The 25914-nt window shown below is 68.4% G+C and carries 24 protein-coding genes; 22 read left to right on the top strand and 2 right to left on the bottom strand.

Annotated features, from left to right (window positions below):
- Positions 1–103: 103 nt before the first annotated feature.
- From R2APBS1_RS10970 to R2APBS1_RS10955, 4 genes are all read left to right on the top strand, one after another.
- Complete coding sequence (locus R2APBS1_RS10970; protein ID WP_015448007.1) at positions 104–853, top strand: FKBP-type peptidyl-prolyl cis-trans isomerase; 750 nt, start codon at positions 104–106, stop codon at positions 851–853.
- A gap of 157 nt (positions 854–1010) precedes the next feature.
- A complete protein-coding gene (locus tag R2APBS1_RS10965; protein WP_027484351.1) occupies positions 1011–2354 on the top strand; it encodes a UDP-glucose dehydrogenase family protein in 1344 nt (447 codons plus the stop codon).
- A complete protein-coding gene (locus tag R2APBS1_RS10960) occupies positions 2351–2575 on the top strand; it encodes a SlyX family protein (protein WP_015448005.1) in 225 nt (74 codons plus the stop codon). Before R2APBS1_RS10965 ends, R2APBS1_RS10960 begins: the two co-directional genes overlap by 4 nt.
- 37 nt (positions 2576–2612) lie before the next feature.
- On the top strand, positions 2613–3194 hold the full coding sequence (locus R2APBS1_RS10955) for a DUF2058 domain-containing protein (RefSeq protein ID WP_007511269.1): 582 nt from the start codon (positions 2613–2615) through the stop codon (positions 3192–3194).
- 64 nt (positions 3195–3258) lie between these two features.
- On the opposite strand, the gene R2APBS1_RS10950 is transcribed toward R2APBS1_RS10955, so the two are convergent.
- The gene (locus tag R2APBS1_RS10950) at positions 3259–5340 is read right to left on the bottom strand and encodes a 3-hydroxyacyl-CoA dehydrogenase NAD-binding domain-containing protein (protein WP_015448004.1); all 2082 of its coding nucleotides are present in this window, start codon (positions 5338–5340) and stop codon (positions 3259–3261) included.
- A 314-nt stretch (positions 5341–5654) separates the two neighbouring features.
- Between R2APBS1_RS10950 and R2APBS1_RS10945 the strand changes: the two genes are divergently transcribed.
- From R2APBS1_RS10945 to recO, 11 genes are all read left to right on the top strand, one after another.
- Positions 5655–6149: a hypothetical protein gene (locus R2APBS1_RS10945; protein ID WP_007511273.1), complete on the top strand. Its 495-nt coding sequence runs from the start codon at positions 5655–5657 to the stop codon at positions 6147–6149.
- Between the two features lie 13 nt (positions 6150–6162).
- Positions 6163–8730 (top strand): putative bifunctional diguanylate cyclase/phosphodiesterase, encoded by a 2568-nt coding sequence (locus R2APBS1_RS10940; protein ID WP_015448003.1) that lies wholly within the window; start codon positions 6163–6165, stop codon positions 8728–8730.
- Positions 8731–8919: 189 nt separating this feature from the next.
- Complete coding sequence (gene rpoE, locus R2APBS1_RS10935) at positions 8920–9534, top strand: RNA polymerase sigma factor RpoE (RefSeq protein WP_007511277.1); 615 nt, start codon at positions 8920–8922, stop codon at positions 9532–9534.
- Positions 9531–10199, top strand: a complete 669-nt coding sequence (locus R2APBS1_RS10930) for a sigma-E factor negative regulatory protein (RefSeq protein WP_015448002.1) — start codon at positions 9531–9533, stop codon at positions 10197–10199. The genes rpoE and R2APBS1_RS10930 overlap by 4 nt, the downstream gene beginning before the upstream one ends.
- Positions 10200–10361: 162 nt before the next feature.
- Positions 10362–11834, top strand: a complete 1473-nt coding sequence (locus R2APBS1_RS10925) for a Do family serine endopeptidase (RefSeq protein ID WP_015448001.1) — start codon at positions 10362–10364, stop codon at positions 11832–11834.
- Positions 11835–12003: 169 nt separating this feature from the next.
- Positions 12004–13797, top strand: a complete 1794-nt coding sequence (lepA, locus tag R2APBS1_RS10920; RefSeq protein WP_007511281.1) for a translation elongation factor 4 — start codon at positions 12004–12006, stop codon at positions 13795–13797.
- Positions 13798–13842: 45 nt separating this feature from the next.
- A complete protein-coding gene (gene lepB, locus R2APBS1_RS10915) occupies positions 13843–14739 on the top strand; it encodes a signal peptidase I (RefSeq protein WP_015448000.1) in 897 nt (298 codons plus the stop codon).
- A 183-nt stretch (positions 14740–14922) separates the two neighbouring features.
- Positions 14923–15306 carry a DUF4845 domain-containing protein gene (locus R2APBS1_RS10910; RefSeq protein ID WP_007511284.1) on the top strand — a complete coding sequence of 128 codons (384 nt, stop codon included), beginning with the start codon at positions 14923–14925 and terminating at the stop codon, positions 15304–15306.
- A 2-nt stretch (positions 15307–15308) separates the two neighbouring features.
- Positions 15309–15968, top strand: a complete 660-nt coding sequence (rnc, locus tag R2APBS1_RS10905; RefSeq protein ID WP_015447999.1) for a ribonuclease III — start codon at positions 15309–15311, stop codon at positions 15966–15968.
- Positions 15969–16055: 87 nt separating this feature from the next.
- The gene (gene era, locus R2APBS1_RS10900) at positions 16056–16988 is read left to right on the top strand and encodes a GTPase Era (protein WP_007511287.1); all 933 of its coding nucleotides are present in this window, start codon (positions 16056–16058) and stop codon (positions 16986–16988) included.
- A gap of 76 nt (positions 16989–17064) precedes the next feature.
- A complete protein-coding gene (recO, locus tag R2APBS1_RS10895) occupies positions 17065–17790 on the top strand; it encodes a DNA repair protein RecO (RefSeq protein WP_015447998.1) in 726 nt (241 codons plus the stop codon).
- Here the strand turns inward: recO and R2APBS1_RS10890 are convergent.
- Entirely contained in the window at positions 17787–18524 is a 738-nt protein-coding gene (locus tag R2APBS1_RS10890; RefSeq protein ID WP_338112039.1) for a response regulator, read from the bottom strand. The two genes, recO and R2APBS1_RS10890, sit on opposite strands and share 4 nt — an antisense overlap.
- A gap of 45 nt (positions 18525–18569) precedes the next feature.
- On the opposite strand from R2APBS1_RS10890, the gene R2APBS1_RS10885 reads away from it, so the two are divergent.
- From R2APBS1_RS10885 to R2APBS1_RS10855, 7 genes are all read left to right on the top strand, one after another.
- Positions 18570–20591, top strand: coding sequence for a translocation/assembly module TamB domain-containing protein (locus R2APBS1_RS10885; protein ID WP_015447997.1), 2022 nt, complete (start codon positions 18570–18572; stop codon positions 20589–20591).
- A 52-nt stretch (positions 20592–20643) separates the two neighbouring features.
- Positions 20644–21249, top strand: coding sequence for a YdbL family probable chaperone protein (locus R2APBS1_RS10880; RefSeq protein WP_015447996.1), 606 nt, complete (start codon positions 20644–20646; stop codon positions 21247–21249).
- A gap of 71 nt (positions 21250–21320) precedes the next feature.
- On the top strand, positions 21321–22658 hold the full coding sequence (rlmD, locus tag R2APBS1_RS10875; protein WP_015447995.1) for a 23S rRNA (uracil(1939)-C(5))-methyltransferase RlmD: 1338 nt from the start codon (positions 21321–21323) through the stop codon (positions 22656–22658).
- A 113-nt stretch (positions 22659–22771) separates the two neighbouring features.
- The gene (locus R2APBS1_RS10870; RefSeq protein ID WP_015447994.1) at positions 22772–23293 is read left to right on the top strand and encodes a CYTH domain-containing protein; all 522 of its coding nucleotides are present in this window, start codon (positions 22772–22774) and stop codon (positions 23291–23293) included.
- Positions 23287–24303, top strand: a complete 1017-nt coding sequence (gene nagZ / locus R2APBS1_RS10865) for a beta-N-acetylhexosaminidase (RefSeq protein WP_015447993.1) — start codon at positions 23287–23289, stop codon at positions 24301–24303. Before R2APBS1_RS10870 ends, nagZ begins: the two co-directional genes overlap by 7 nt.
- Positions 24300–24863, top strand: coding sequence for a hypoxanthine-guanine phosphoribosyltransferase (locus tag R2APBS1_RS10860; RefSeq protein WP_015447992.1), 564 nt, complete (start codon positions 24300–24302; stop codon positions 24861–24863). The genes nagZ and R2APBS1_RS10860 overlap by 4 nt, the downstream gene beginning before the upstream one ends.
- A gap of 165 nt (positions 24864–25028) precedes the next feature.
- On the top strand, positions 25029–25790 hold the full coding sequence (locus R2APBS1_RS10855) for an S-methyl-5'-thioinosine phosphorylase (RefSeq protein ID WP_015447991.1): 762 nt from the start codon (positions 25029–25031) through the stop codon (positions 25788–25790).
- Positions 25791–25914: the final 124 nt, after the last annotated feature.

The following is a 25914-nucleotide window of genomic DNA, read 5'->3' as shown; positions in this document are numbered from 1 at the left end:
AATCGTTGCCAAGACCGGACAAGCACCGCACAATGCGAGGCCTGCCCCCATCGGGGGGGCCCGGCCGGCAACGCCGGCATATCCATACATGAGGGAGTTACGAATGAAGCACTTTCTGCGTCCCACGCTGACGGCGGTGGCGATGGCCGTTGCGCTGGGCATGACGGCCGGCGCTGCCGCCCAGACGGCCGGCGCTGCCGGTACCGTCGACAAGGCGAAGGCCAGCTACGTTGTGGGCTGGGAGATTGCTTCCCAGGTTCCGCCGATCATGCGCGACGAACTGGATCCGAATGCGGTGGCCAACGCGGTGAAGGCGGCGCTGTCCGGCCAGAAGCCGACCATGAGCGAAACCGAAGCCAAGCAGGTGCATGAGGCCTTCATGGCCAAGATCCAGGCCAAGTACCAGGCCGAGATGACCAAGCTGGCGGCCAAGAACAAGGCCGAGGGCGACGCCTTCCTGGCCAAGAACAAGACTGCGCCGGGCGTGAAGACGACCGCCTCGGGCCTGCAGTACCAGGTGATCAGCCAGGGCACCGGCGCTCGCCCGGGCCCGAACGATACCGTCGAGATCAACTACACCGGTACCTTCGTCGATGGCCAGGTGTTCGATGCCTCCGCCAAGCACAATCCGCCGGGCGCGGCCAAGATCCCGTTGGCCGGCGTGATCCCCGGTTTCCGCGAAGGCCTGCAGCTGATGCAGGTGAGCGGTCATTACAAGCTGTTCATCCCGGCAGCGCTGGCCTACGGCGCAGAGCCGCAGCCGCCGATGCCGCCGAATGCCACGCTGATCTTCGACGTGACCCTGGTCAAGACCGGCCCGACGCCGGCTGGTGCGGCTCCGGCCGACAAGTAATCAGAAGTCCATCGCCGTTGTGCGGCGTTGACCAAGCAGAAGGGCGCGAAGCGATTCGCGCCCTTCTGCGTTTTCGCCGATGGCGGCGCGGTGCCGTGCGGTGCGTTTGAGCGGTTAGAATAGACGGCTCGGTTTTCAAGGGATTGCTGCGACGATGATGAAAGTCACCATTTTCGGTACCGGCTACGTCGGCCTGGTCACCGGTGCCTGCCTGGCGGAGATGGGCAACCACGTGGTCTGCGTCGACATCGACGCGGGCAAGGTCGATCGGCTGAAGCGTGGCGAGATCCCGATCTACGAACCGGGTCTGGAATCGATCGTGCAGAGCAACCACGCCAGTGGCAGGCTCGATTTCACCACCGAGGCGGCACCGGCGATCGCCCACGGCGAGCTGATCTTCATCGCCGTCGGCACACCGCCGGACGAAGACGGCAGTGCCGACCTGCAGTACGTGCAGAAGGTGGCCGGCACGATCGGCCGGCACCTGCAGCGTTACGCCGTGGTGGTGAACAAGTCGACCGTGCCGGTGGGCACCGCCGACCGCGTGCGCGAGGCGATTGCGGCCGAGCTGGCAGTGCGCCAGGCCACGGTGGAGTTCGACGTGGTGTCGAATCCGGAGTTCCTGAAGGAAGGCGCCGCGGTGGAGGACTGCCTGCGTCCCGATCGCATCGTGGTGGGAACGTCCAGCACGCGCGCGGTGGCGCTGCTGCGCAAGCTGTATGCACCGTTCAACCGCAACCACGACCGCATGGTGGTGATGGACGAGCGTTCGGCCGAGCTGACCAAGTACGCCGCCAACGCGATGCTGGCGACCAAGATCAGTTTCATGAACGAGATCGCGAACATCGCCGAGCGGGTGGGCGCCGACGTGGAACTGGTGCGCCAGGGCATCGGCTCGGATCCGCGCATCGGCTACAGCTTCATCTATCCGGGCGCCGGGTACGGCGGTTCGTGCTTCCCCAAGGACGTGCAGGCGCTGGAGCGCACCGCGCACGCGCACGGCTACGAGGCGCGCCTGCTCGGTGCGGTCGAGGCGGTCAACCGACAGCAGAAGGGCAAGCTGTTCGAGCTGATCTCGCGGCATTTCGACGGCCGGCTGGCCGGCCGCACGATTGCGCTGTGGGGCCTGGCCTTCAAACCGAATACCGACGACATGCGCGAGGCCTCCAGCCGGCGCCTGATGGAACAGCTGTGGGAAGCCGGCGCGAAGGTGCGCGCGTTCGATCCGGAGGCACGCGGAGAAGCGCAGCGGCTGTATGGCGATCGCGATGACCTGGTGCTGTGCGAGCACGCCATGGATGCCCTGCAAGGCGCGGACGTGCTGGCGGTGGTCACCGAGTGGAAGGCCTTTCGCAGCCCGGATTTCAGGGCCATCCGCGCCACGCTGGCGGTGCCGGCGATCTTCGACGGGCGCAACCTGTACGACCCGCTCGTGGTGGAGGAGGCGGGCCTGGCCTATTACGGCATCGGCCGCGGCCGCAGCCTGCAAGTATCGCGATGAACGACTCGAACGACATGCTTGCCCGGCGGCTCGACGAGATGGAGGTCAAGCTGACCTTCATCGACGAGGCGGTGCAGGCGTTGACCACGGCGGATGCCGACCAGTCGCAGCGGATTGCCGCGCTGGAGCGCGCGTTGCGCGACCTGCGCGGCGAGCTGGCGTCGATGCGCATCGCGCAGGGCGACGATCCGCACGACGAACCGCCGCCGCCGCATTACTGATCCGATCCATCCAGCCCACCGATCACGGAACCCCCGCATGGCCGATTCCCTGCGCGATCAGCTGCTCAAGAGCGGCATCGTCAAACAGGTCCAACAGGACCGGGCGCGCGAGCCGAAACGCCCGGCTGCGCCGTCGTCCGGCAAGCCCGTGCGCAAGGGCGGCAAGCCACATGCCGCGTCGCACGCCGCACGACCGTCGGGGCAGAGCCAGCAGGACATCGACCTGGCCAAGGCGTACGCGTTGCGCGCACAAACCGAAGCCCGCGAACGCCAGCGGGTCGAGCGGGAGGCCGCCGAACAGTCCAGGCTGCGGCGCGAGCGCAAGCAGAAGATCCAGCAGTTGCTGGACGGCAAGGCGTTGAACAAGGCCGATGCCGACCAGCCGCGCAATTTCGAATACGGCGGCAAGATCCGCCGCGTGCACGTGGATGCCGCGCAACTGGCGGCACTCAATGCCGGCGAACTGGGCGTGGTGCAGCAGGGCGGTCGCTATCTGCTGGTCAGTCGCGAGATTGCCGAGCAGGTACGCGACATCGATCCGCACCAGCTGGCGCTGCTGGTCGACCCGAATGCCGCCGGCGCGGGCGATGACGGCGTGCCCGACGACCTGATGTGGTGATGGTCTGCGTCAACGGAAACGCCCGGCCGTGCCGGGCGTTTTCACGCCGGTCATCGCAAACCGGTCAGTCGGCGGAAGCGGCCGGCAACCCGAAACCACGCTGCGCCAGCGCCGGAAGCTCCCAGCCGTGCTTCGGCTTGAACCGCTCGCCGTAGCGCTGCGCCAGCTGTTCGAGCCTGGCCTTGAGCTTGTCGGCGCCTTCGCTGCGCGTGTACTGGATCGGGCCGCCGCGGAACGGCGCGAAGCCGGTGCCGAAGATCACGCCGGCGTCGAGCAGGTCGGCATCGTCGACCACGCCGTCGGCGAGGCAGGCGATCGCCTCGTTGACCATCGGCAGGATCATGCGCTCCTGCACGTCCGGCGGCGTCACGTAATCCTTGTCGATCTCGGGCTTCTGCGGCTTGCCGTCCTGCCACACGTACAGGCCCTGGCCGTCCTTCTTGCCGCGCTTGCCGGCCGCGAGTTTTTCGTCCAGTCCGGGCGGCACTTCCAGCCCAAGGAATGGCGCCAGTTCCTTGCCGACCGAGGCGCAGACATCGAGGCCTACCGTGTCGGCCAGTTCGATCGGGCCCATCGGCATGCCGAACTTCTTCGCCTCGCGATCGAGCACCGGGCCGGGCACGCCTTCGCTGTATAGCCGCATGGCTTCCAGCAGGTACGGCATCAGGATGCGGTTGACCAGGAAGCCCGGGGTGCCCTTGACCGCCACCGGCAGCTTGCCGATCGCCTTGCAGAACGCCAACGCGCGTTTTTCGATGGCCGGGTCGAGCCGGTCGTGGCGCACCACCTCGACCAGCGGCATCTGCGCCACCGGGTTGAAGAAGTGCAGGCCGAGGAAGCGCTGCGGCGCGGCAAGGTTCTTGCGCAGCTCGTCCAGCGGAATGCTGGAGGTGTTGCTGGCGAGGATTTCGTCGGTCTGGAACTGCGGCTCGATGCCGGCGTACAGCGCTTCCTTCGCCCGCGCGTTCTCGTAGATCGCCTCGATCGCCAGGTCGGCCGAAGCCACGCCGCTGCCTTCGACGTCCGCACGCAGGCGCCGCATGGCCACCTCGACCTTCTCAGGCGCCTTCAGCTTCTTCTCGTACAGCGCCCGGGCGCGGTCCAGCGCGGGCTGGACGAACTTCATCTCGCGGTCCTGCAGGCTTACCTCGAAGCCCTTGAACGCGACCCATGCGGCGATGTCGCCGCCCATCACGCCGGCGCCGACCACGTGCACGTGCTTGATGCCGTGCTCGATGCCGCCACCCTGGCCCTTCAGCCGTTCCTGCAGGAAGAAGATGCGGATCAGGTTCTGCGCGGTCGGCGTCTGCGCCAGCTTCGCCACCGAGCGCGCCTCGAGTTTCAGCCGCTGCTGGATGGCCGAGCCGCCGCGCTTCCATACGTCGATCATCGCGAACGGCGCGGGGTAATGTTCCTTGCGCACCTTCGCGGCAGTCTGCTTGAACACCATCGGCGCCAGGATCTGCCGCGCCAGCCAGGTGTTGCTGGCCCAGGCCCTGGCGCGCCGGGCGAACGGGCGCGAGGCGGGATGGCGCAGCAGCAGTTTCGCTTCGGCCAGCAGTTCGTCGGCGCGGGCCAGCCGATCGACCACGCCCAGGCCCAGCGCGCGTTTCGCCGACAGCGACTTGCCGGTCAGCATCAGCGGCAGCGCCTCGGTGGCGCCGATCAGTCGCGGCAGGCGCGCGGTGCCGCCCCAGCCGGGGTGGATGCCCAACATCACCTCGGGCAGGGCGATCCGGGTCCTCTCGTCGTCGGCGGCGATGCGCTGGCGGCAGGCCAGGATCAGCTCGGTGCCGCCGCCCATGCAGGTACCGTGCACGGCGGCCACGGTGGGGCAGGGCAGTCGCGCCAGTGCCTCGTAGACGCGCTGGCCGTGCTCGATGTTCTCCAGCACGCTGTCGCGCTTCGCGTACTCGATGAATTCCTTCACGTCGGCACCGACGGCAAACCCCGAGGATTTGGCCGAATGCACGATGACGCCGGCCGGCTTGTCGATCGCCAGCCGCTCGACGATCTGTTCGAGCTCGTCCAGCACTGCACGGGAGATCGCATTGACGCTGCTGTCGGCGCGGTCGAGGGTCAGCGTGACGACGCCGTCGTCGCCTTGGCTGGTCTTCCAGTGGTTGAAACGCAATCCTTCGAACATGGGCGTACAGGCGTGGTGGTCGAGGCCTGAACCATACCGTCCCGCCGCCGTGATTGCGAGATGTGACGTGCTTGCTTGACCCTGTACCGGCGCCGGTGTGAAATCGAGCCTTCTTCGGGGAAACCGCCTGTCGTGGCCAGCCGGGCGGTGCGGCGGGCCGATCGTGTCACGGCGCAGCGCGGGACCGTCGGACCGCGGAGCCATCCGTCGTGGTTCAATGGGCCACGCCTGGTTCGATGGGCTGAGCCACGGGTGGTTGCCAGCGGGCCGGATTCACCAGTGCACTATCGCCGACACGGCAGGACGGAGACGCAATGACCTCAGTACTGGCCTCCGTTCCGCCACAAGCCGGCGCCGAGATTTTCGAGCGTATCCTGGCGGCTCCCAGCGGCCTGGTGGTGCTGGACTGCAAGGACGTGCACGTCCTGATCGACCAGTTCCGCGCGATCGCCCGGCACACCGGGCAGGCGGTGTACCTGTGGCAACCCGATACCGGCCTCGGCAGCCTGCGCGATGCGCAGGTCCGGGTGCCGGACTGTCAGCGGCTGGGCAACGCCTTGCGCTACATGCAGCAGAGCATGCATTTCGGCGTTTACTTCCTGCTCGGGCTGGAGCTGCCGCTGTCGGCGATGGACGCCACCTTGCTGCGCCAGCTTGCACGCGCGCCGAAGGGTCATCTGCGCCGTGTCGTGCTGATCGACGCGCCGGTGGCGCTGGTCGAGCACCTTGGCGAACTGGCGGCGCACGTGGGCAGCGAAGACAGCCAGCCGCGCCGCCTGCGCCTGCGCGACGGCCGCTGGCTGGTCTGAGGCCGACACGCAGATGAGTTCCGGCATTCTGGTGGTTGCCGCCCAGCGCGAACTGCGCCGCAGCCTGTTCGATGCGCTCGACCAGGCGGGTTATCCGCAGATCCACAGTGCGCGCGACGTATCGCACGCAGCCATCCTGCTCGAGGGCCGCGCATCGTTGCCGCCGCTGCAGCTGATCGTGGCGGTGCTGTCCGGCGACGAACAGCAGGCGCGCATCAGTTGCGAGCAACTGCATCGTCTGCCGGGCGGCACGGACACGCCGCTGATCGTGGTGTTGGGCGAGGATGCCACGCTGAGTGCGGCCGACCTGCCTGCCGACATCGCCGACTGGCTTTCGGCCGCGCAGATCGGCAGCGAACTGGTGCCGCGCTGGCGGCGCTGGCAGGCCGGCAACGGCCAGCGGCCGCGCCCGCTGGCCGCCACGTCCGACGGCAGTGCGCACGAGGACTACCGCTACGTGTTCGAGGAGGGCGACAGCGAGTGGCTGATCGCCGATGCGCAAACCGGCCGCCTGCTCGAGGTCAGTCCCACGGTGGCACGGCACAGCCGCATGCACGCCAGCCAGTGGGAGGGCCTGCCGCTGGCTGAAGTGCTGCGTTTCGAGGGCATCACGATCGACCAGGTGCTGGCCGAGGCCAACCGCGGCTGGTATCCCTGCCAGCGCAAGTCGGCGCAGGGTGCCGACACCGGCCAGGCCAGCGTGCGGCGCATCCGGCATGCCGGGCGCGAGGCGCTGGCCTTGATGTTCCGCAGCGATCGCGCCGACCTGCGGGCGGAAGCCGCCCTGTCGTTGCTGTCGCGCATCTTCGCCTCGACCAGCGGCGTCGACGCGCAGACTGCCTCCGGTCGCTTGCTGTTCGACGAGCTGGGGCTGGATTACCTCGCTGTATGGTCGGCGCGCCAGGACGGCGCCGACGCGCCGGCCCAGATGCTGCAGCTGTGGAACGGCGATGCCCCGGCGTGGCCGCCGGCGCAGCTGCAGAGTTCGCTGCAGCTGGTGCTGGGCGGCAAGCCGATCCTGTATCGCACCGATGCGAAACGGCTGGCGTCGGTCGACCCGCTGCTGCAGCAGCTCGACCTGGCCGGGTTTGCCGGACTGCCGCTGTACGACGAGCGTCACACCGTACTCGGCGCGATGCTGGCCGGCAGCCGGCGCGGTTTCGGCAAGATGGGCATCATCGAACCGGTACTGCGCTGCGCCGCGGCACGCTTCGCGCAGATGCTGGAACTGGGCCGCACCCGCGAGCAGGGTCGTGCAGAGGGCCTGGTGGACGCCCTGACCGGCCTGCCGAACCGGCTGCTGTTCAACGACCGGCTGGACACCATCATCCGCGAGGCAACCCGCAACGGCGAGTGCTTCGCGGTGCTGTTCGTCGACCTCGACCGCTTCAAGGCGATCAACGACACCTACGGCCATGCCGCCGGCGACCAGGTGCTGCGCTCGGTCACCCAGCGCCTGTGCGGCAGCATTCGCGCGTCCGACACGGTGGCCCGCTATGCCGGCGACGAGTTCACCGTCGTGCTGCGCCATATCGTGAAGAACGACGACGTGCTGCGCGTGGCCGAGAAGATCGTGCAGGTGATGGAGACGCCGCTGTTCCTGGAGGACGGCACCGAGTTGCAGGTCACCGCGTCGATGGGCCTGAGCTTCTTCCCCGACGACGCCGGCGACGCGCAGACCCTGCTCAAGCATGCCGACGAGGCGATGTACGCGGCCAAGCACCAGGGCCGCAACACGTTCCAGATCTACGAGGTCAGCCCGGAGTACGCCCAGCAGCACGGCATGGCGCTGAAGACGCGCCTGCGCCATGCCGAGGGCAACGGCGAACTGCGCGTGGTCTACCAGCCGCAGGTCAACACCGAGACCGAGGACATCATGGGGATGGAGGCGCTGGTGCGCTGGGAGCATCCCGAACTGGGCATGATCAGCCCGGCGGTGTTCATCCCGCTGGCCGAGGAAAGCGGCCTGATCGTCTCGATCGGCGAGTGGGTGATGCGCACCGCCTGTCGCCAGGCGAAGGAATGGGAGCAACGCTACGGCTTGCGCCTGCGGCTGGGCGTGAACCTGTCCGCGGTGCAGCTGATGGAGCCGCAGCTGCTGGACACCGTGGCGGCCGTGCTGCGCGAAACCGGGCTGGACCCCACCCTGCTGGAGATGGAGGTCACCGAGAGCATCAGCATCAAGGAGGCGCCGAACCTGGTCGAGAACCTGCATGCGCTGCACCGGCTGGGCTGCCACATCGCGATCGACGATTTCGGCACCGGCGCGGCCTCGCTGGACTACCTGCGCCGGCTGCCGGCCGACCGCATCAAGATCGACCAGAGCTTCGTGCGCAACATCGGGGTGGACCCCGACGACGAGGCGATCGTGCGTGCCACCGTTGAAATGGCACACCGGCTGAAGCGTGCCGTGGTGGCCGAAGGCGTGGAGATCGAGCAGCACCTGCAGTTCCTGCGCCAGCACGGTTGCGACGAGTTGCAGGGCTACCTGTTCTGCCGTCCGCTGCCGCCGGTCAGTTTCGACAAGTTGCTGGCCGAGCGCCAACGCCTGCTGGAGGCGCGCGTGGCCGAACCGGCTTGAGCCGGCGGCAGGCGTCCCCATAACTAAGCCGACCCGGCACGGGTCCGGGGCGCGGGCCAGGCACGACAGGCAGTCGACAGGCTGTACGTTGTGGTGGAGGCGAGACCCGGTGCATGCTGAACTCGGGCGCCGGATCGTGGTCTGAGCGCCGCGTTCAGTTCAAAACAGCTCCCGCAGCGGAAGACGGCATTGACGACGGATACGGCCCGGACGGGCGAAAACGAACTGGATCGCCTGCTGGTCGAGCGGGTCCAGCAGGGGGACAAGCGGGCCTTCGACCTGCTGGTGCGCAAGTACCAGCACAAGGTGATCGGACTGGTCTCGCGCTACGTGCGCAGCCACGCCGAATGCGAGGACATCGCGCAGGAGTCGTTCATCCGTGCGTGGCGGGCGATCGGCTCGTTCCGCGGCGACAGCGCGTTCTACACCTGGCTGTACAAGATCGCGGTGAACACGGCCAAGAACCACCTGGTGGCGATGGGCCGGCGGCCGCCGGCCGGCGACATCGATGCCGATGACGCGGAGTTCATGGCCGGTGCCGAACGCATGCACGACAGCGCCACGCCCGAGCGCGAGCTGATGCGCCAGGAAATTGAACAATCCGTGTTTTCGACTGTCCAAGCCTTGCCCGAAGAGCTGCGGACCGCCATCACGCTGCGCGAGGTGGATGGCCTCAGCTACGATGAAATCGCCGAAGCGATGGGCTGCCCGATCGGTACGGTGCGTTCGCGCATCTTCCGGGCGCGCGAGGCGATCGACGAGAAGCTGCGGCCCCTGTTGTCGGACCGCGAGGATCAGACATGAAGCAGGCAGGCATGAATCAGGACACCCGGGAAAGCCTTTCCGCGGGCATCGATGGCGAATTGTCGAGGGAGCAGCTGCGTTTCCTGCTGCGCCGGCTCGACCATGACGCTTCGCTGCAGCAGGCCTGGACCCGTTACCACATCGCCCGCGACAGCCTGCGCCAGCAGTTGCCGCCGCTGGCCGGGGCCGGTTTTGCCGCGCGGGTGATGCTGGCGATCGAACAGGAGTCGTCGCCGGCCGCGACGTCGCCCCGGCGCAGCCACTGGCTGCGCTGGTCCACCGGCGGCGCGATCGCCGCCAGCGTGGCCGCCGCCGCCCTGATGATCGGCCAGCCGACCGGCGATGCCGAACGCCTGACCGCGTCGACCGCCCGGCAGGCCAGTGCAGTTGCCGCCGCGCCGGCGAACAAGCCGGTCGCTCCGGCCGCCGTGCCGCCATGGCTCAGCGGCAATTCCGCCGGACTGCTCAGCCAGCAGGCCTCGGCGACCTTCGGTACGCCGTTCGGCCAGAGCCAGTCGGCGTATGCGCGGCGCCTGTCTGGTTACCCCTCGATGCCCCGCTACCGCACGCTCGACAACAACGACGGCAGCTACCTGCTGCTGCTCGAGCCGGAGCAACCGGTGGCCCCGGACACCTCGCGCCGGGCTTCCGCCGTCGCGCAATGACACGGGTCCGCGTGTGATTGCCCGCGGCTCGTTCTCGCTGTTCCCGCCTCCATCGACCCGCCGCCCGGGTCGATCGGTGGTGCGCGTGCGGAGCGGGCACGGCGCCGCCGGAGTCATCCATCCACTTGAAGCGTGTCGACCGAAATCAACCAAGGAGGAGTCATGAACCATTCCATCTTGCGCAGCTTGGCGTGCTGCGCGCTGCTGGGCGTCGCCGCTGCCGGCACGGCGCAGGCGCAGGCACCGGCCGCCGCCACGCTGCCGGACTTCACCGGCATCGTGCAGAAGAACGCGCCGGCCGTGGTGCACGTCGAGGCCCGCTACAACGGCGAGCGGCAGGGCAGCAGCCGCAGCATAGGCGGGCAGATGATGCCCGGCCAAGGCATGCCGGACGACCCGCAGGCGGAGATCCTGCGGCGCTTCTTCGGCATGCCGATGATGCCGTCGCCGCAGGAGCAGCGGCACACCTCGCTGGGTTCGGGCTTCATCATCTCCGGCGACGGCTACATCCTCACCAACAATCACGTGGTCGACCATGCCGACAAGGTCACCGTGCGCCTGCAGGACCGGCGTACGCTGACGGCCAGGGTGATCGGCACCGACCCGACCTACGACATCGCCCTGCTCAAGGTGGATGCCGGCGGCAGCCTGCCGGCGGTGACCCTCGGCGATTCGCGCAGCCTGAAGCCCGGCCAGTGGGTGCTGGCGATCGGCTCGCCGTTCGGTTTCGACTACACCGTGACCCAGGGCATCGTCAGCGCGGTGGGCCGCAACCTGGGCCAGCGCGACCAGCCGTACACCTCGTTCATCCAGACCGACGTGCCGATCAACCGCGGCAATTCCGGCGGTCCGCTGTTCGACCTGCAGGGCCGGGTGGTCGGCATCAACTCGCAGATCTATTCCAACACCGGCACCTACTCCGGGGTGGCGTTCTCGATCCCGATCGACGTGGCGATGAACGCGGTGCAGCAGCTCAAGAGCAAGGGCTACGTGTCGCGCGGCATGCTCGGGGTGACGGTGCAGCCGGTCGACGACGACATGGTCAAGGCGTTCGGCCTGGACAACGGCGTGGGCGCCGCGGTGGTCGATGTCACGGCGGACAGCGGTGCGGCCAGGGCCGGCATCCAGTCCGGCGACGTCATCCTGGCCTACGACGGGCGGACGCTGCAGCAGGCCTCGGACCTGCCGCCGCTGGTGGGCATGACCAAGCCGGGCAGCAAGGTGCCGGTGGAAATCCTGCGCAACGGCAGGAAGCAGACGCTTCAAGTCACCATCAGCGAGGCCGCGCGCGACCGCAACGCGGTGAACGGCCAGGGCACCGCCCCGTCGCTGGCACACAGCGGCTCGGCCGCGCTGGGCCTGACCGTGCAGTCGATTGACGACGGCACCCGCACGCAGCTCGGACTGAAGCCGGGTCAGGGCGTGGTGATCGGCGACATCACCGGGCCGGTGGCGGCACAGGCCGGGCTGCGTGCGGGCGACGTGATCCTGATGGTCAACCAGCAGAAGATCGGCAGCGTGGCCGAGTTCGAGGCGGCCACCAAGGGCGTGAAGGCTGGCAGCACGGTGCTGCTGCTGGTGCGCCGCGGCGAGCAGAGCAACTTCGTCGGCCTGACCGTGCCGGATGACAAGTGATCGAACCGCGGTTCGCACGACACCCCGCGGGGTACCCCGCGCCGCGGGGGGCGTGCTTGGCGCTGGCGGGTTCCGTGCGACAATACCGGGTTAGCATCGCTTCATGCCGATGCGCCGCCACGCATGGTGCGTGGCGGCAAGCCCAAGCCCGACAGGCCGCCCGCGCTCCATGGAATTGATCCGCAACTTCTCCATCATCGCCCACATCGACCACGGCAAGTCGACCCTGGCCGATCGCATCATCCACCTCTGCGGCGGCCTGGCCGACCGCGAGATGGAGGCGCAGGTGCTGGACAACAATCCGATCGAGCGCGAGCGCGGCATCACCATCAAGGCGCAATCGGTGTCGCTGCCGTACACCGCGCGCGACGGCAAGACCTATCAGCTCAACTTCATCGACACCCCCGGCCACGTCGACTTCTCCTACGAGGTCAGCCGCTCGCTGGCCGCCTGCGAGGGCGCGCTGCTGGTGGTGGATGCCGCCCAGGGCGTGGAGGCGCAGTCCGTCGCCAACTGCTACACCGCGGTGGAGATGGGGCTGGAAGTGGTGCCGGTGCTGAACAAGATCGACCTGCCGACGGCCGACATCGAGAAGGTGAAGGGCGAGATCGAGGCGGTGATCGGCATCGACGCCACCGATGCGGTGGCGATCAGCGCCAAGACCGGCCTCAACGTGGTCGAGGTGCTGGAGGCGATCGTGGCGCGCATCCCGCCGCCCAAGCCGCGCGACACCGACCGGTTGCAGGCGCTGATCATCGACTCGTGGTTCGACAACTACCTGGGCGTGGTCTCGCTGGTACGCGTGATGCAGGGCGAGATCAAGCCCGGCGACAAGCTGCTGGTGATGTCCACCGGGCGCACCCACGAGGTGGACGACGTCGGCGTGTTCACGCCCAAGCGCAAGAAGCTGGACAAGCTCGGCGCCGGCGAGGTGGGCTGGATCAATGCCTCGATCAAGGACGTGCACGGCGCGCCCGTCGGCGACACGCTGACCTTGGCCGGCAAGCCGGCCGACAAGGCGCTGCCCGGTTTCCAGACCATGCAGCCGCGGGTGTTCGCCGGCCTGTTCCCGGTCTCGTCGGACGACTTCCCGGCGATGCGCGAGGCGCTGGACAAGCTGCGCCTGAACGACGCCGCGCTGTTCTTCGAGCCGGAATCCTCCGAGGCGATGGGTTTCGGCTTCCGCTGCGGCTTCCTCGGCATGCTGCACATGGAAATCGTGCAGGAGCGGCTGGAACGCGAGTACGACCTTGACCTGATCACCACCGCGCCGACCGTGGTGTACGAGGTGCTCAAGACCGACGGTTCGACGATGATGCTGGACAACCCGGCCAAGTTGCCGACGAATTCCAGCCTGGTGCAGGAAATCCGCGAACCGATCATCGTCGCCAACATCCTCACCCCGCCGGACTACATCGGCAACGTGATCACCTTGTGCGAGGAAAAGCGCGGCGTGCAGCGTTCGATCCAGTACCTGGCGACCCAGGTGCAGATCAGCTACGAAATGCCGCTGGCCGAAGTGGTGATGGACTTCTTCGACCGGCTGAAATCCGTCTCGCGCGGTTACGCCTCGATGGACTACCACTTCGAGCGGTTCGATGCCGGCCCGTTCGTGCGCGTGGATGTGCTGATCAACGGCGATCGCGTCGACGCGCTCTCGCTGATCGTGCACCGCAGCCACGCCGACCGCCGCGGCCGCGACCTGGTCGAGCGGATGAAGGACCTGATCCCGCGCCAGCAGTTCGACGTGGCGATCCAGGCCGCCGTGGGTGCCCAAATTATCGCACGCTCCACGGTGAAAGCCCTGCGCAAGAATGTTCTGGCCAAGTGCTACGGCGGCGACGTCAGCCGCAAGAAGAAGCTTCTGGAAAAGCAGAAGGAAGGCAAGAAGCGCATGAAGCAGGTCGGTCGCGTGGAGATTCCGCAGGAAGCGTTCCTGGCTGTACTGAAGGTCGACAAATAACAAGTGCGATCAGCGATGATCCGTCAGGCAACCTGGAGTTAAGGCATGGAATTCGATTTCTCGGCGATTCTGCTTGGCCTCACCGTGCTGTTCGGCGTGGTGTGGGGCCTGGATCGCCTGTTCCTGTACCAGAAGCGCAAGGCGCGGCTGGAGGCGGCCGGCGAGGAATACAGCGATCCGATGCCGGTGGACTGGTCGCGCTCGCTGTTCCCGGTGGTGCTGGTGGTGCTGCTGCTGCGCTCGTTCGTGGCAGAACCCTTTCGCATCCCGTCCGGCTCGATGATGCCGACGCTGGACGTGGGCGACTTCATCCTGGTCAACAAGTTCGCCTACGGCCTGCGCATGCCGGCGTTCAACAACAAGCTGGTCGACCTCGGCGAGCCGCAGCGCGGCGACGTGGTGGTGTTCCGCTTCCCCGGCTACCTGTGCCAGGACGGCGACACGCTGGTGCGCAGCGGCGACATGAGCTGCAACGACCCGCATGCGCCGGTACCGGCGCAGAACTGGATCAAGCGGGTGATCGGCCTGCCGGGCGACAGCATCGAGGTGCACGGTGCCGAGCTGTGGGTCAACGGCCAGCGGGTGAACGCCGAGGAGATCGGCCCGTACGTGGGCAACCCGCAGCGCAGCGTGGACCAGATCATGCTGAACATGGGCGCCACGGTATGGACCGAGCACCTGGGCAAGGTCAACCACATGATCGCGCGCATGCCGGCCTACACCACGCCCAATTCGATCCCGAACGACCGGGTGCCCTCGAAGGTGCCGCCGGGCTGCTACCTGGTGATGGGCGACAACCGCTACGACAGCCTGGACAGCCGCTGGTGGGGCTGCATGCCGGAGCAGAACCTGGCCGGCAAGGCGTTCCTGATCTGGATGAGCTGGAAGGGCTGGGGCACCGGCGGCGTGGACTTCTCGCGGATCGGCACGGTGATCCACTGAGGCCGGCCGCGGCCGGCCGGTGGGCGAAAGCGTGACGGGATCGAACCGCTGCGCACGCGCGGCCGCCGACAGTGCGAGAATCCGCAGGCATAATCGGCACGCCGGCGGGGGCGGCCACGGTCGCCATGCCCGGATCACCATTCACAGACAGGCACGCCGAACAGGCGGCATAGCGAGGGGACTATGAAATCGAAGCAGTCCGGCGTCACCCTGATCGGGTTCCTGATCATCATGGCCATCGTTGGCTTCCTGGCCTACATGGGTATGAAGTTGCTGCCGTCCTACTCGGAGTACATGGGCGTGGTCAAGGCGATGAACCAGGTTGCCACCGAGGGCACCAACGGCAAGTCGCTGGACGATATCCGCCGTGGCCTGATGTTCAAGATGGGCTTCCAGTACGTCGACGACGCCACCATCAAGCCGGCGAACATCACCATCGTGCGCAACAGCGGCGGCGCCAACCAGCTGCGCGTGGCCTACGACAAGCAGATTCCGTTCATGTACAACATCGACTTCCTGCTGCACTTCGACAAGAGCGTGCCGCTGCAGGGCAACGTGGGCGAGTAAATTTGGAACCGAACTACCGTTTTCGCGACCCGACGCTGGCGCAGCTGGCACTGACCCACCGCAGCGTCGGCAAACCGAACAACGAGCGGCTGGAGTTCCTCGGTGATGCGCTGCTCGGCGCGATCGTCGCCGAGATGCTTTACGAAGCGCATCCCCGGGCCAGCGAAGGCGAGCTGTCGCGGCTGCGCGCGCAACTGGTCAATGGACAGGCGCTGGCCGTGGTGGCCCGTGAACTGGACCTGGGCGACGGGCTGAAGCTCGGCCCGGGCGAATTGAAGAGCGGTGGCTTCCGACGCGATTCGATCCTCGCCGACGCGTTCGAGGCGATGGTCGCCGCGGTCTACCAGGATGGCGGCTTCGATGCCTGCCGCGAGTTCGTGCGCGGGCTGTTCGCCGAGCGCATCGCCGCCTTGCGCCGCTCCTCCAAGGACGCCAAGACGCGGTTGCAGGAGTGGCTGCAGGCCAAGGGTCTGCCGCTGCCGCACTACGAACTGGTGGCCAGCCACGGCGAGGACCACGCCAAGACCTTCGAGGTCAGCTGCAGCATCGGCGAGCCGATCGCATTCACCGCCGAAGCCCATGGCGGCAGCCGCCGCGCCGCGGAGCAGGACGCGGCCGAGGCCGTGCTCAACCAGCTGCTGGAGCAGCAGCGCGACGCCTGACGTCGCCGCCTCGCCACCTGAAGCGCCCGCCTGCCGCTTCCGGCGAAGCACTACACTTGCCATCCGACCCGTCGAGCAACCCGCGTCATGAACCAAGAACTGGACTCCGCCGCCGGCAGCCTGCCGCACGATAACTTCCGCTGCGGCACGGTCGCGCTGGCCGGGCGTCCCAACGTGGGCAAGTCCACCCTGCTCAACGCGCTGATCGGTTTTCGCCTGTCGATCACCAGCCCGCGGCCGCAGACCACCCGCCACCGCATCCTCGGCATCAACACCAGCGAGGCCGGGCAGATCATGTACGTCGACACGCCCGGGCTGCATCGCGGCGCCAAGCGTGCGATGAACCGCAGCCTGAACCGCGCCGCGCGCTCGGCGATCAGCGATGTCGACCTGGTGGTGCAGGTGATCGAAGCCGGCCGCTGGACCGACGAGGACGAGGCGTTGTACGCCGCCCTGGTCGAACAGTCGTCGCCGCGCCTGCTGGTGATCAACAAGGTCGACCTCAACAAGGACAAGACGGTGATGCTGCCGTTCGTGGCCGAACTGGTGGCGAAGCACAGCTACGACGAGATCCACTACGTCAGCGCGCTCAAGGGGCAGGGCCTGCAGGAACTGGAGCAGGCGATCCTGCAGCGCCTGCCGGTGCGCCCACCGGTGTTCGGCGAGGACGAGGTCACCGACCGCAGCGAGCGCTTCCTCGCTGCCGAGATGGTGCGCGAGCAGCTGATGCTGCGGCTCGACCAGGAGCTGCCGTACGCCACCACGGTGGAGATCGAGCAGTTCAACGACCGTCCCGACGGCATCGCCGAGATCCACGCGATCATCTGGGTCGAGCGCGCCGGCCAGAAGGCGATCGTGATCGGCAACGGCGGCGCCCAGCTCAAGGCGATCGGCACGGGCGCGCGGCGTCACATGGAACGCATGTTCGAGCGCAAGGTGTTCCTCAAGCTGTGGGTGAAGGTACGCGAAGGCTGGGTCGACGACGAGAACATGCTGAAGAAGTTCGGCTATACCGATTGAGGGCATCGGGAATCGTCGGGATCGCGGCTTTGTTCCTGTTCCCCATGCTCGATTTCCTATTCCCTGCCCACCAGCCATGCGCCTCGAACAGCAACCCAGTTACGTCCTGCATGCGCGCCCCTATCGCGAGACGTCGCTGCTGCTCGAATGCCTGACCCGTGAGCATGGCCGGCTCGGCGTGGTGGCGCGCGGCGTGCGCGGCGAACGCTCGCGCCTGCGCCGGACCCAGCTGGAGCCGTTCCAGCCGCTGGCAATGGACCTGCTGCTGCGCGGCGAGATGGCCACGCTGACCGGAGTCGAAACGGTAGGCACACCGTTGCGCCTGCCGGGCGACGCCGGCCTGGCCGGGCTGTATCTCAACGAGCTGGTGGTGCGCCTGACTGGCCGGCAGGACCCGTACCCGCGGCTGTTCGACGCCTATGCCGGCACCCTGGCGCGGCTGGCTGCCGGTGAATCGCTGGCCTGGAGCCTGCGCCGCTTCGAGCGCGACCTGCTGGAGGCGATTGGCTACGGCCTGCAACTGCAGCACGACTCGGACTCCGGCGAACCGCTGGCGGCGGCGGCCAGCTACCGCTACCTGGTCGAGCAGGGGGCGGTGCGCTGCGCCGCCGACAGCCCGCATGCGCTGCGCGGCAGCGACCTGCTGGCACTCGGCCAGGACCGGGTGCCCGACGCCCGTGGCCTCAAGGCCTTGCGCGACATGATGCGTGAGGTGATCCGCTTCCACCTGGGCGGCGGCGAGCTGCGCGCCTGGCGGGTGCTGGCGACGGCGGTCTCGGGGCGCAGGGCAACGCCTGATTAGCTGTCCAGCGCCTGCAGCGTCGCCAGCAGGGCCTGGCGGAAGCGTGCCAGCGCGATCGGCGTGGCGCCGCGCTGCAGCAGTTGCTGCTGCAGCAGCACGGTCTGCGCCGACAGCGCGGTCGCGCCGCAGAAACCGCAGGACGAACGCAGCCGGTGCAGGCGCTCGCTGAAACCGGCACGGTCGCGGCTCAGCGCATCCAGCTCCTGGTGCAGCAGGGCCAGCTCCTCGCGCAGCAGCAGGCGCAGCGCGCGCATGGTGGTGGCATCGCCGGTGGCGGTCAGCGCGGCCCGGTCGTCCAGCATGCCGGCGGGGTGACGACCCGGCTGCACCAGTGCCAGCACCTGCTGCAGCTCGGCCAGGCCACAGGGCTTCAGCAGGATCTGGCTGAAGCCCGCGTCGAGCAGCGACTGGCGGCCGCCGGGTTCCAGCTCGGCCGTGGTGGCCACCGCGATGCTTTCCGCCGAGCACGCCCGCTGGTCCGCGCGCAGCGCGGTCAGGATCTGCAGCGCGCCGGCGCCGGGCATGCGGCAATCCAGCAGCAGCAGGTCGAACGGTTCGGCGCGTGCCCGTTGCAGGGCCGCCATGCCGTCCATGCAGGCTTCGGTCCGGGCGCCCATCGAGTCCAGCCCGTCGCACAGGAAACGGCAACTGCCGGGATCGTCGTCGGCCACCAGCACGTGGGCACGGGTGGTGCCGATCGGGTCGGAATCGGTGTTGGCAAGGGGGCTGTTCATGACGAAATCCATATCGTTCATCTTGATTTGGCAGAATGGCCTGACATGCGCCCGACTTCAAGCCACTTCCTGCTGTGCTGCTGCCTGCTGCTGGGGTTCGGCTGGACGCTGCCTGCGCGGGCGGAGGTGCTGTTGACGGCGAAGTCGATCAGCGTGCCCGGCGCCCGCCTGCAGGCGGTCACCCTGCGCCTCGGCGAAGATGCCGCCGGCGGACTGCGGCTGCAACTGAGCGCGGAGCAGGCCGACGTGCCGGCGATGGGCTGGCGGCGGCTGGGCCTGAGCCTCGATGGCAACCTGCAACGGGACGCCCGCCTGCGCTGGAGCCTCGACGGCAACGTGCACCTGGCCGGTGCGCCGGGCGGTGCGCTCAGCGACGCCCACGTGAACATCGTGCTCAGCGAAGCGGCCAACACCCTGCTCGTCGATATCGTGCAGGGCAAGGCCCATGCCAGCACCGCGTTGCCGCTGGACCAGCCCACCCACGCGCAGATCAGCCTGGACAATCTCCCCGTCGGCTGGCTGCAGGGCCTGCTCGGCACGGTCTGGTCGGGGCGTCCCACTGGCGGCCGGCTGGATGCCGAACTGGCGCTGGACCTGCGCGATCCCGGCCTGCAGTCGTCCGGGCAGTTCACCCTGGTCAAGCTGGGCTTCGACACCCCCAGCGGCACCCTGGCCGGGCAGGGACTGGACGGCAGCGGGCGCTTCAGCCTCGACACCACCGCCGGCCCGGCGCGGATCGAGCTGGATGCCAGCCTGCGTGGCGGCGAGCTGCTGCTGGGGCCGATCTATGCGAAGCTGCCGGGTCATCCGGTCCAGCTGGCCCTGCATGCGAATGCGCAGAACGGCGCCTTCGAACTGAGCCACCTGCGCCTGAACGATGCCGACGCGCTGCAGCTCGACGGCGCCATGGCCTTCGACGCGAGCGGTTCGCTGAAGAGCCTGCGGCTGGACCGTCTGCACGCGAACTTCCCGGCGGCCTACCAGCGCTATGGCGAGGCGTGGCTGAGCACGCTGGGCCTGCGCGACATGCGCATCACCGGCCAGCTGAGCGGCAGGCTGGACCTGCGTGCCGATGGCCCGCACGGCTTCGCGTTCGACACCGACGGGCTGGACCTGGCCGACGCCGATGGCCGGCTGGCGGTCGATGGCCTGCATGGCGGGCTGGATTGGGCGATCGACGGCGAACGGCCGGCTACCACGCTGAGCTGGCACAAGCTGCAGTTCCACCGGATCGCGAACGGCGCCGCGCAGTCGCAGTGGCGGAGCCGCGCCGGCATGCTCAGCCTGCAGCAGCCGCTGCAGGTGCCGGTGCTGCAGGGCCAGTTGCGCATTGGCCAGCTGGACTGGCGCCCGGCAGCGGCCAAGGGACAGCGGCTGGCGGCCTCGCTGGCGCTGACCGGCGTCGACATGGCCGCCTTCAGCCAGGCGATGGGCTGGCCGGCGTTTCCCGGCACGCTCGGCGGGGCGATTCCGTCGCTGCGCTGGGTCGACGACCGTTTCGAACTGGACGGCGGCCTGTCGGCCAGCCTGTTCGGCGGCTTCGTCGACATCACCGATCTCTCGCTGCAACAGCCGTTCGGCGCCACCCCGGTACTGACGGGTAACATCACCCTGAAGCAGCTGGACCTGGCCGCGATCACCAGCGTGTTCGACTTCGGCGGCATCACCGGCCCGCTGGACGGTTCGATCGAGGATCTGCGCCTGGTCAACTGGAGCCCGGTCGCGTTCAAGGCCAGCCTGCTGGCAGGCGAGGGCGGCCGGATCAGCCAGCGCGCGGTGAACAACCTCACTGCGGTCGGTGGCGGCGGCATGGCGGCCGGCCTGCAGGGCGCCGTGCTGAAGCTGTTCAAGACCTTCGGCTACAAGCGCATCGGCCTCAACTGCACGCTGCAGGGCACGTTGTGCCGGATGAGCGGTCTGGAGGCTACCGACGACGGCTACACTATCGTCGAAGGCAGCGGCTTGCCGCGGTTGCAGGTGGTCGGTCACCAGACCCAGGTCGACTGGCCGACCCTGGTGCGGCGCCTGCAGGATGCGATCCACGGAGGAGCGCCGCAGATCCGCTGAACCCAGCTGCGGATGGCGGCTCTTCCACCCCTTTCAACGACAGGAGTTCGTCATGCGCAAGCTCGTCTACGTCATTCTGACCTCGCTGGCCGTGGCGCTGGTCGGTTGCGTCACCATCAACGTGTACTTTCCCGAGGCCGCCGCGCAGAAGGCTGCCGACCAGTTCATCGGCAACGTGCTGAACCAGACGACGCCCGCCGCGCCGGCGCCGAAGACGCCCAAGCCGGCGGCGAAGGATGGCGGCGCGCAGCCGTCGGCGATGCTGCTCGACCTGCTGGTGCCGGCCGCGCATGCCGCCGACACGCCGGACATCCGCATCCAGACCGCCGCCACCGAGGCGATCCGTGGCCGCATGCAGGGCCGCTTCCAGGGCGCGCTGGGCGAACTGCTCGACAGCGGTGCGGTGGGTTTCACCCGTGACGGCATGGTCGCCATGCGCGACGCCGCCAAGGTGCCGCTGAGCCAGCGCGCGCAGGCAAATGCCACCGTGGCCGACGAGAACCGCGACCGTACCGCGCTGTACCGCGAAATCGCCAACGCCAACAACCATCCGGAGTGGGAGGCGCAGATCCGCGCCACCTTCGCCAAGAGCTGGATCGAGAAGGCGCACGCAGGCTGGTACTACCAGGACGCCTCCGGCGCCTGGCAGAAGAAGTAGGCCGCGGGCGTCACCCGGGCCGATCTGGGATAATCGGGGGCCAGCCCGCATGGCCCCATTGTCCGTAGCTCATGTCCCGATCCAACTCCGTTCCGTCGACGCCTTTCGAAGCTCACATCACCGCCCTCGGCCATGACGGCCGCGGCGTGGCCCGCATCGACGGCAAGACAGTGTTCGTCAGCGGCGCGCTGCTGGGCGAACACGTGCTGGCCCGCCTGCGCCAGCGCCATCGCCACTTCGACGAAGCCGAAGTCGTCGAGCTGATCACCCGCTCGCCGCAGCGGGTGGAGCCGCGCTGCCCGCACTTCGCCGAGTGCAGCGGTTGCTCGCTGCAGCACCTGGACGCCGCCGCGCAGATCGAGACCAAGCAGCGCGTGCTGGCGGAAAACTTCGAGCGCATCGGCAAGGTCGCGCCGCAGGCATGGCTGCCGCCGCTCACCGCCGAACCCTGGGGCTACCGGCGCAAGGGGCGGTTGTCGGTGCGCAACGTGGCGAAGAAGGGCCGCGTGCTGGTGGGTTTCCGCGAGGAGCAGAACCCGCGCTTCGTCGCCGAGATCCGCCAGTGCGAAGTGATGCATCCGGCGCTCGGCCCCAAGGTCGGCCTGCTTGCCGACCTGCTCGGCACGATGGACGCGGTCAACGACATCCCGCAGATCGAATTCGCCGCCGGCGACGAGCTGATGGCGCTGGTGTTCCGCCACATGCAGCCGCTTTCCGAACGCGACCAGGCGGCGCTGACCGCGTTCGGCCAGCAGCACGGTTTCGCGATCTACCTGCAGCCGGGCGGCACCAGCAGCGTGCATCCGCTGTGGCCGCAGAACCCGCGGCTGGCCTTCCGCATCGCCAGCGGTGACCCGCGTTTTGCCGACGTCGAGCTGGAGTTCCAGCCGCTCGACTTCGTGCAGGTCAACGCCGGCATGAACCAGCTGATGATGGCGCGCACCATGGAGCTGCTCGATCCGCAGCCGGGCGACCGCGTGCTGGACCTGTTTTGCGGGCTCGGCAACTTCACCCTGCCGATCGCCCGCCGCGTGGCTGAAGTCGTGGGCGTGGAGGGCGAGCACGGCCTGGTCGAGCGGGCGGCGCAGAACGCCGCACGCAACGGCATCGCCAACGCGCGCTTCCACGTGGCGAACCTGTTCGAGGACCAGCGCGCCGCCGACTGGGCGAAGCAGCCATGGGACAAGCTGCTGCTCGACCCGCCGCGCGCCGGCGCGGACAAGGTGCTGGAATACCTGCCGCACAAGCAGACGCGGCGCATCGTCTACGTCTCCTGCCATCCCGCCTCGCTGGCGCGCGACGCCGGCATCCTGGTCGAGCGGCACGGCTTCAGGCTGGCCTCGGCTGGCGTCATGGACATGTTCCCGCATACCTCGCACGTCGAATCCATAGCGGTATTTGTGCGGTGATGCTTGTGCATTCGTCCGTGAATGCGAAGATCAAGAAGCGGCCATCCATGGCCGCACTCTTCGATGAAGCCTCGCTTCATCCGGCTTTTGTCATTGGCTGAGAGCGTCTGTCCGTGCCTGTAGAGATCGAGAGGAAATTCCTGTTGCGCGACGACAGTTGGCACGCGCAGGTCGAGCGCAGCGAGCCGATGGCGCAGGGCTACCTGGTGGATGCGCAGGCGCTGCGCGCCGGGCTGGCGCATGCGTCGGTGCGTGTGCGCGTGGCGGGCGCGCGCGCGTGGCTCAACATCAAGGCCGCCACGCTCGCCATCGCGCGGGCCGAGTTCGAGTATCCGATCCCGCCCGACGAGGCGCAGACCATGCTGGTCACGCTGTGCAACGGCGTGCTGGAGAAGACGCGCCATCACGTGCGGGTCGACGGCACACTGTTCGAGGTCGACGAGTTCGCGGGTGACAACGCGGGCCTGGTGGTGGCCGAGGTCGAGCTGTCGGCGGTCGACGCGCCGTTCCCGCGCCCGCCATGGCTGGGCCGCGAGGTGAGCGCGCTGGCGCGCTACTACAACGTCAACCTGATCGCGCATCCGTACCGGCTGTGGTCGCCGGCGGAGCGCGCCGCGGAGGATGCCGCATGCTGATGATCGGCGTGGCCGCGCTGGAACTGGCCGAACGCGAGAAACGCTGGCTCGCTTCGCCGGGTGTGGCGGGGGTGCTGCTGTTCGCGCGCAACTACGCCTCGCGCAAACAGCTGATCGCGCTGTGCGAGGCGATCCGCGAGGCCGGCGGCGACGACCTGCTGATCGCGGTGGACCAGGAAGGCGGCCCAGTGCAGCGCTTCCGTGACGGCTTCACCCGCCTGCCACCGCTGGCTGCGATCGGCGCGGTCTACGACCGCGACCCCGCCGAGGCGGTCCGCCTGGCCGAGGAGCACGCCTGGGTGATGGCCAGCGAGCTGCGCGCCAGCGGCGTCGATTTCAGTTTCGCGCCGGTGGTGGACCTGGCCCGCGGCAATGCCGCGATCGGCTTGCGCGCGTTTCACGCCGATCCGGCGGTGACCGCCGAGCTGGGCCAGGCCTACGTGCGCGGCATGCACCTGGGCGGCATGGCGGCGGTGCTCAAGCATTTTCCGGGGCACGGCTCGGTCGCCACCGACACGCACAAGGCGCCGGCGATCGACCGGCGCAGCCTGGAGCAGATCCGCCGCGACGACCTGCTGCCGTTCGCCGAGTGCATCGAGGCGCGGGTCGAGGCGGTGATGATGGCGCACGTCACCTATCCGGCGGTGGACAGCAGGCCGGCCGGCTACTCGAAGGTGTGGATCGAACAGATCCTGCGCGGCGAGCTGGGTTTCGCCGGCGCGGTGGTCAGCGACGACATCAGCATGGCCGCCGCCGGTGCCGCCGGCAGCGTGGGCGAGCGCGTGCGCGCGCACCTGGATGCCGGCTGCGACCTGGTGCTGGCCTGCTTCCCCGAGGTGGTGGACGAGGCGATTGCCGCGTTGCCGGCCGACGCCTCGCCGGTGCCGCCGCCACTGGCCGCCCTGCGCGGGTCGTTGGGTTCCAGCTGGGCCGGCCTTCTGGACAACCCGCAGCGCGACCGCTTCGTCGCGCGCATCACGGCACTGCACGTTGACCAAGGAACTGCATGAACACCCCAATCCCTTCCCTGGCCGACGCCTTGGCGCAGGCCGAACTGCTGCACGACCGCGCCACGCTGGAAAGCGTGATCGCCGACCTGGGCCGGCAGATCGACGCCGCGCTGGACGGCGAGCGCGCGGTGTTCCTCACCGTGATGAACGGCGCGCTGATCTTCGCCGGGCATCTGGCGCTGGCGATCCGCACTGACCTCGAGTTCGACTACGTGCACGCCACCCGCTACCGCGGCGCCACCAGCGGCAGCGAGCTGCACTGGCTGCGCGAGCCGGCGGTGCAGCTGGCCGGCCGCACGGTGCTGCTGGTCGACGACATCCTCGACGAAGGCCACACGCTGAAGGCGGTGCGCGACGACTGCTACCGGCGCGGCGCGAAGCGCGTGCTGATCGCCAGCCTGTGCACCAAGCGGCACGACCGCCTGGTCGAAGGCATCGCGTCGGATTTCAACGGTGTCGAACTGCCCGATCGCTACGTGTTCGGCTACGGCATGGACTACTACGAGCAGGGCCGCAATTTGCCGGGGATCTATGCCTTGAAAGCCGAGAGCGCGGAATAGGGTTTTGCTCCTCCCCCTGCTTGCAGGGGGAGGCCGGGAGGGGGTAAAGCTCTTGCCTTTGACTTGAAGATCAAGAGCGACCCCACCCCAACCCTCCCCTGCTGTGCAGGGGAGGGGGCAAAGCAGGTTCCCCCCGTTGGCTTCACCCGGACATGGATCATCACGATGCCTCACCCTGACCAGGCCCCCCTCGACCTCGCCGTCATCGGCGGCAGCGGCCTGTACAACTTCCCGGGCCTGGAAAACGCCACGCGACAGGCGGTCGACACGCCCTACGGGCCCGCTTCGGGCGACGTGGTGCTCGGCGATTTCGCCCGCAAGCGGGTGGCCTTCCTGGCCCGCCACGGCGAGAGCCACACGCTGCCGCCGCACCGGGTGAACTACCGCGCCAATCTGTGGGCGCTGCACAGCCTGGGCGCGCGCCGGGTGGTCGGGGTCAACGCGGTGGGCGGCATCCGCGGCGACATGGGGCCGCGGGTGATCGTGGTGCCCGACCAGCTGATCGACTACACCCACGGCCGCATCACCAGCTACTGCGACGTCGAGGGCGCCGAGGTGAGGCACATCGACTTCAGCGAGCCGTACACCGAAGCGCTGCGCCGGCAACTGCTGGCGGCGGCGCGCGCGGCGGGCGTCGAGGTGGTCGATGGCGGCTGCTACGGCGCCACCCAGGGGCCGCGGCTGGAAACCCGCGCCGAGATCGCCCGCATGAAGCGCGACGGCTGCGACCTGGTCGGCATGACCGGCATGCCCGAAGCCGTGCTGGCGCGCGAGCTGGCGCTGGAATACGCCTGCCTGGCGCTGGTGGCGAATTTCGCCGCCGGCTGCGGCGACCAGGCGGAGATCAGCATCGAGGAAATCTTCGCCCACCTGGCGGCGGCCACCGCCGAGGTGCCGCGCATCCTCGCCGCCCTGCCGGGAAATTGAGCGCCGCGGCGAATTTGTGCACTGGCGGGACATTTTCGTATTGCGTTCGGCCTTCACATATTGCTACTTTGCGCCGGCCGGGGCGGCGAACCCAAGGGGAGAACTGTGGTTCAGCGCAGTTCCT

The sequence above is a fragment of the Rhodanobacter denitrificans genome (assembly GCF_000230695.2).
Lineage (GTDB): Bacteria > Pseudomonadota > Gammaproteobacteria > Xanthomonadales > Rhodanobacteraceae > Rhodanobacter > Rhodanobacter denitrificans.
Note: the sequence above shows the minus strand (reverse complement) of the source record. Positions and strands in the feature narration are given on the sequence as shown.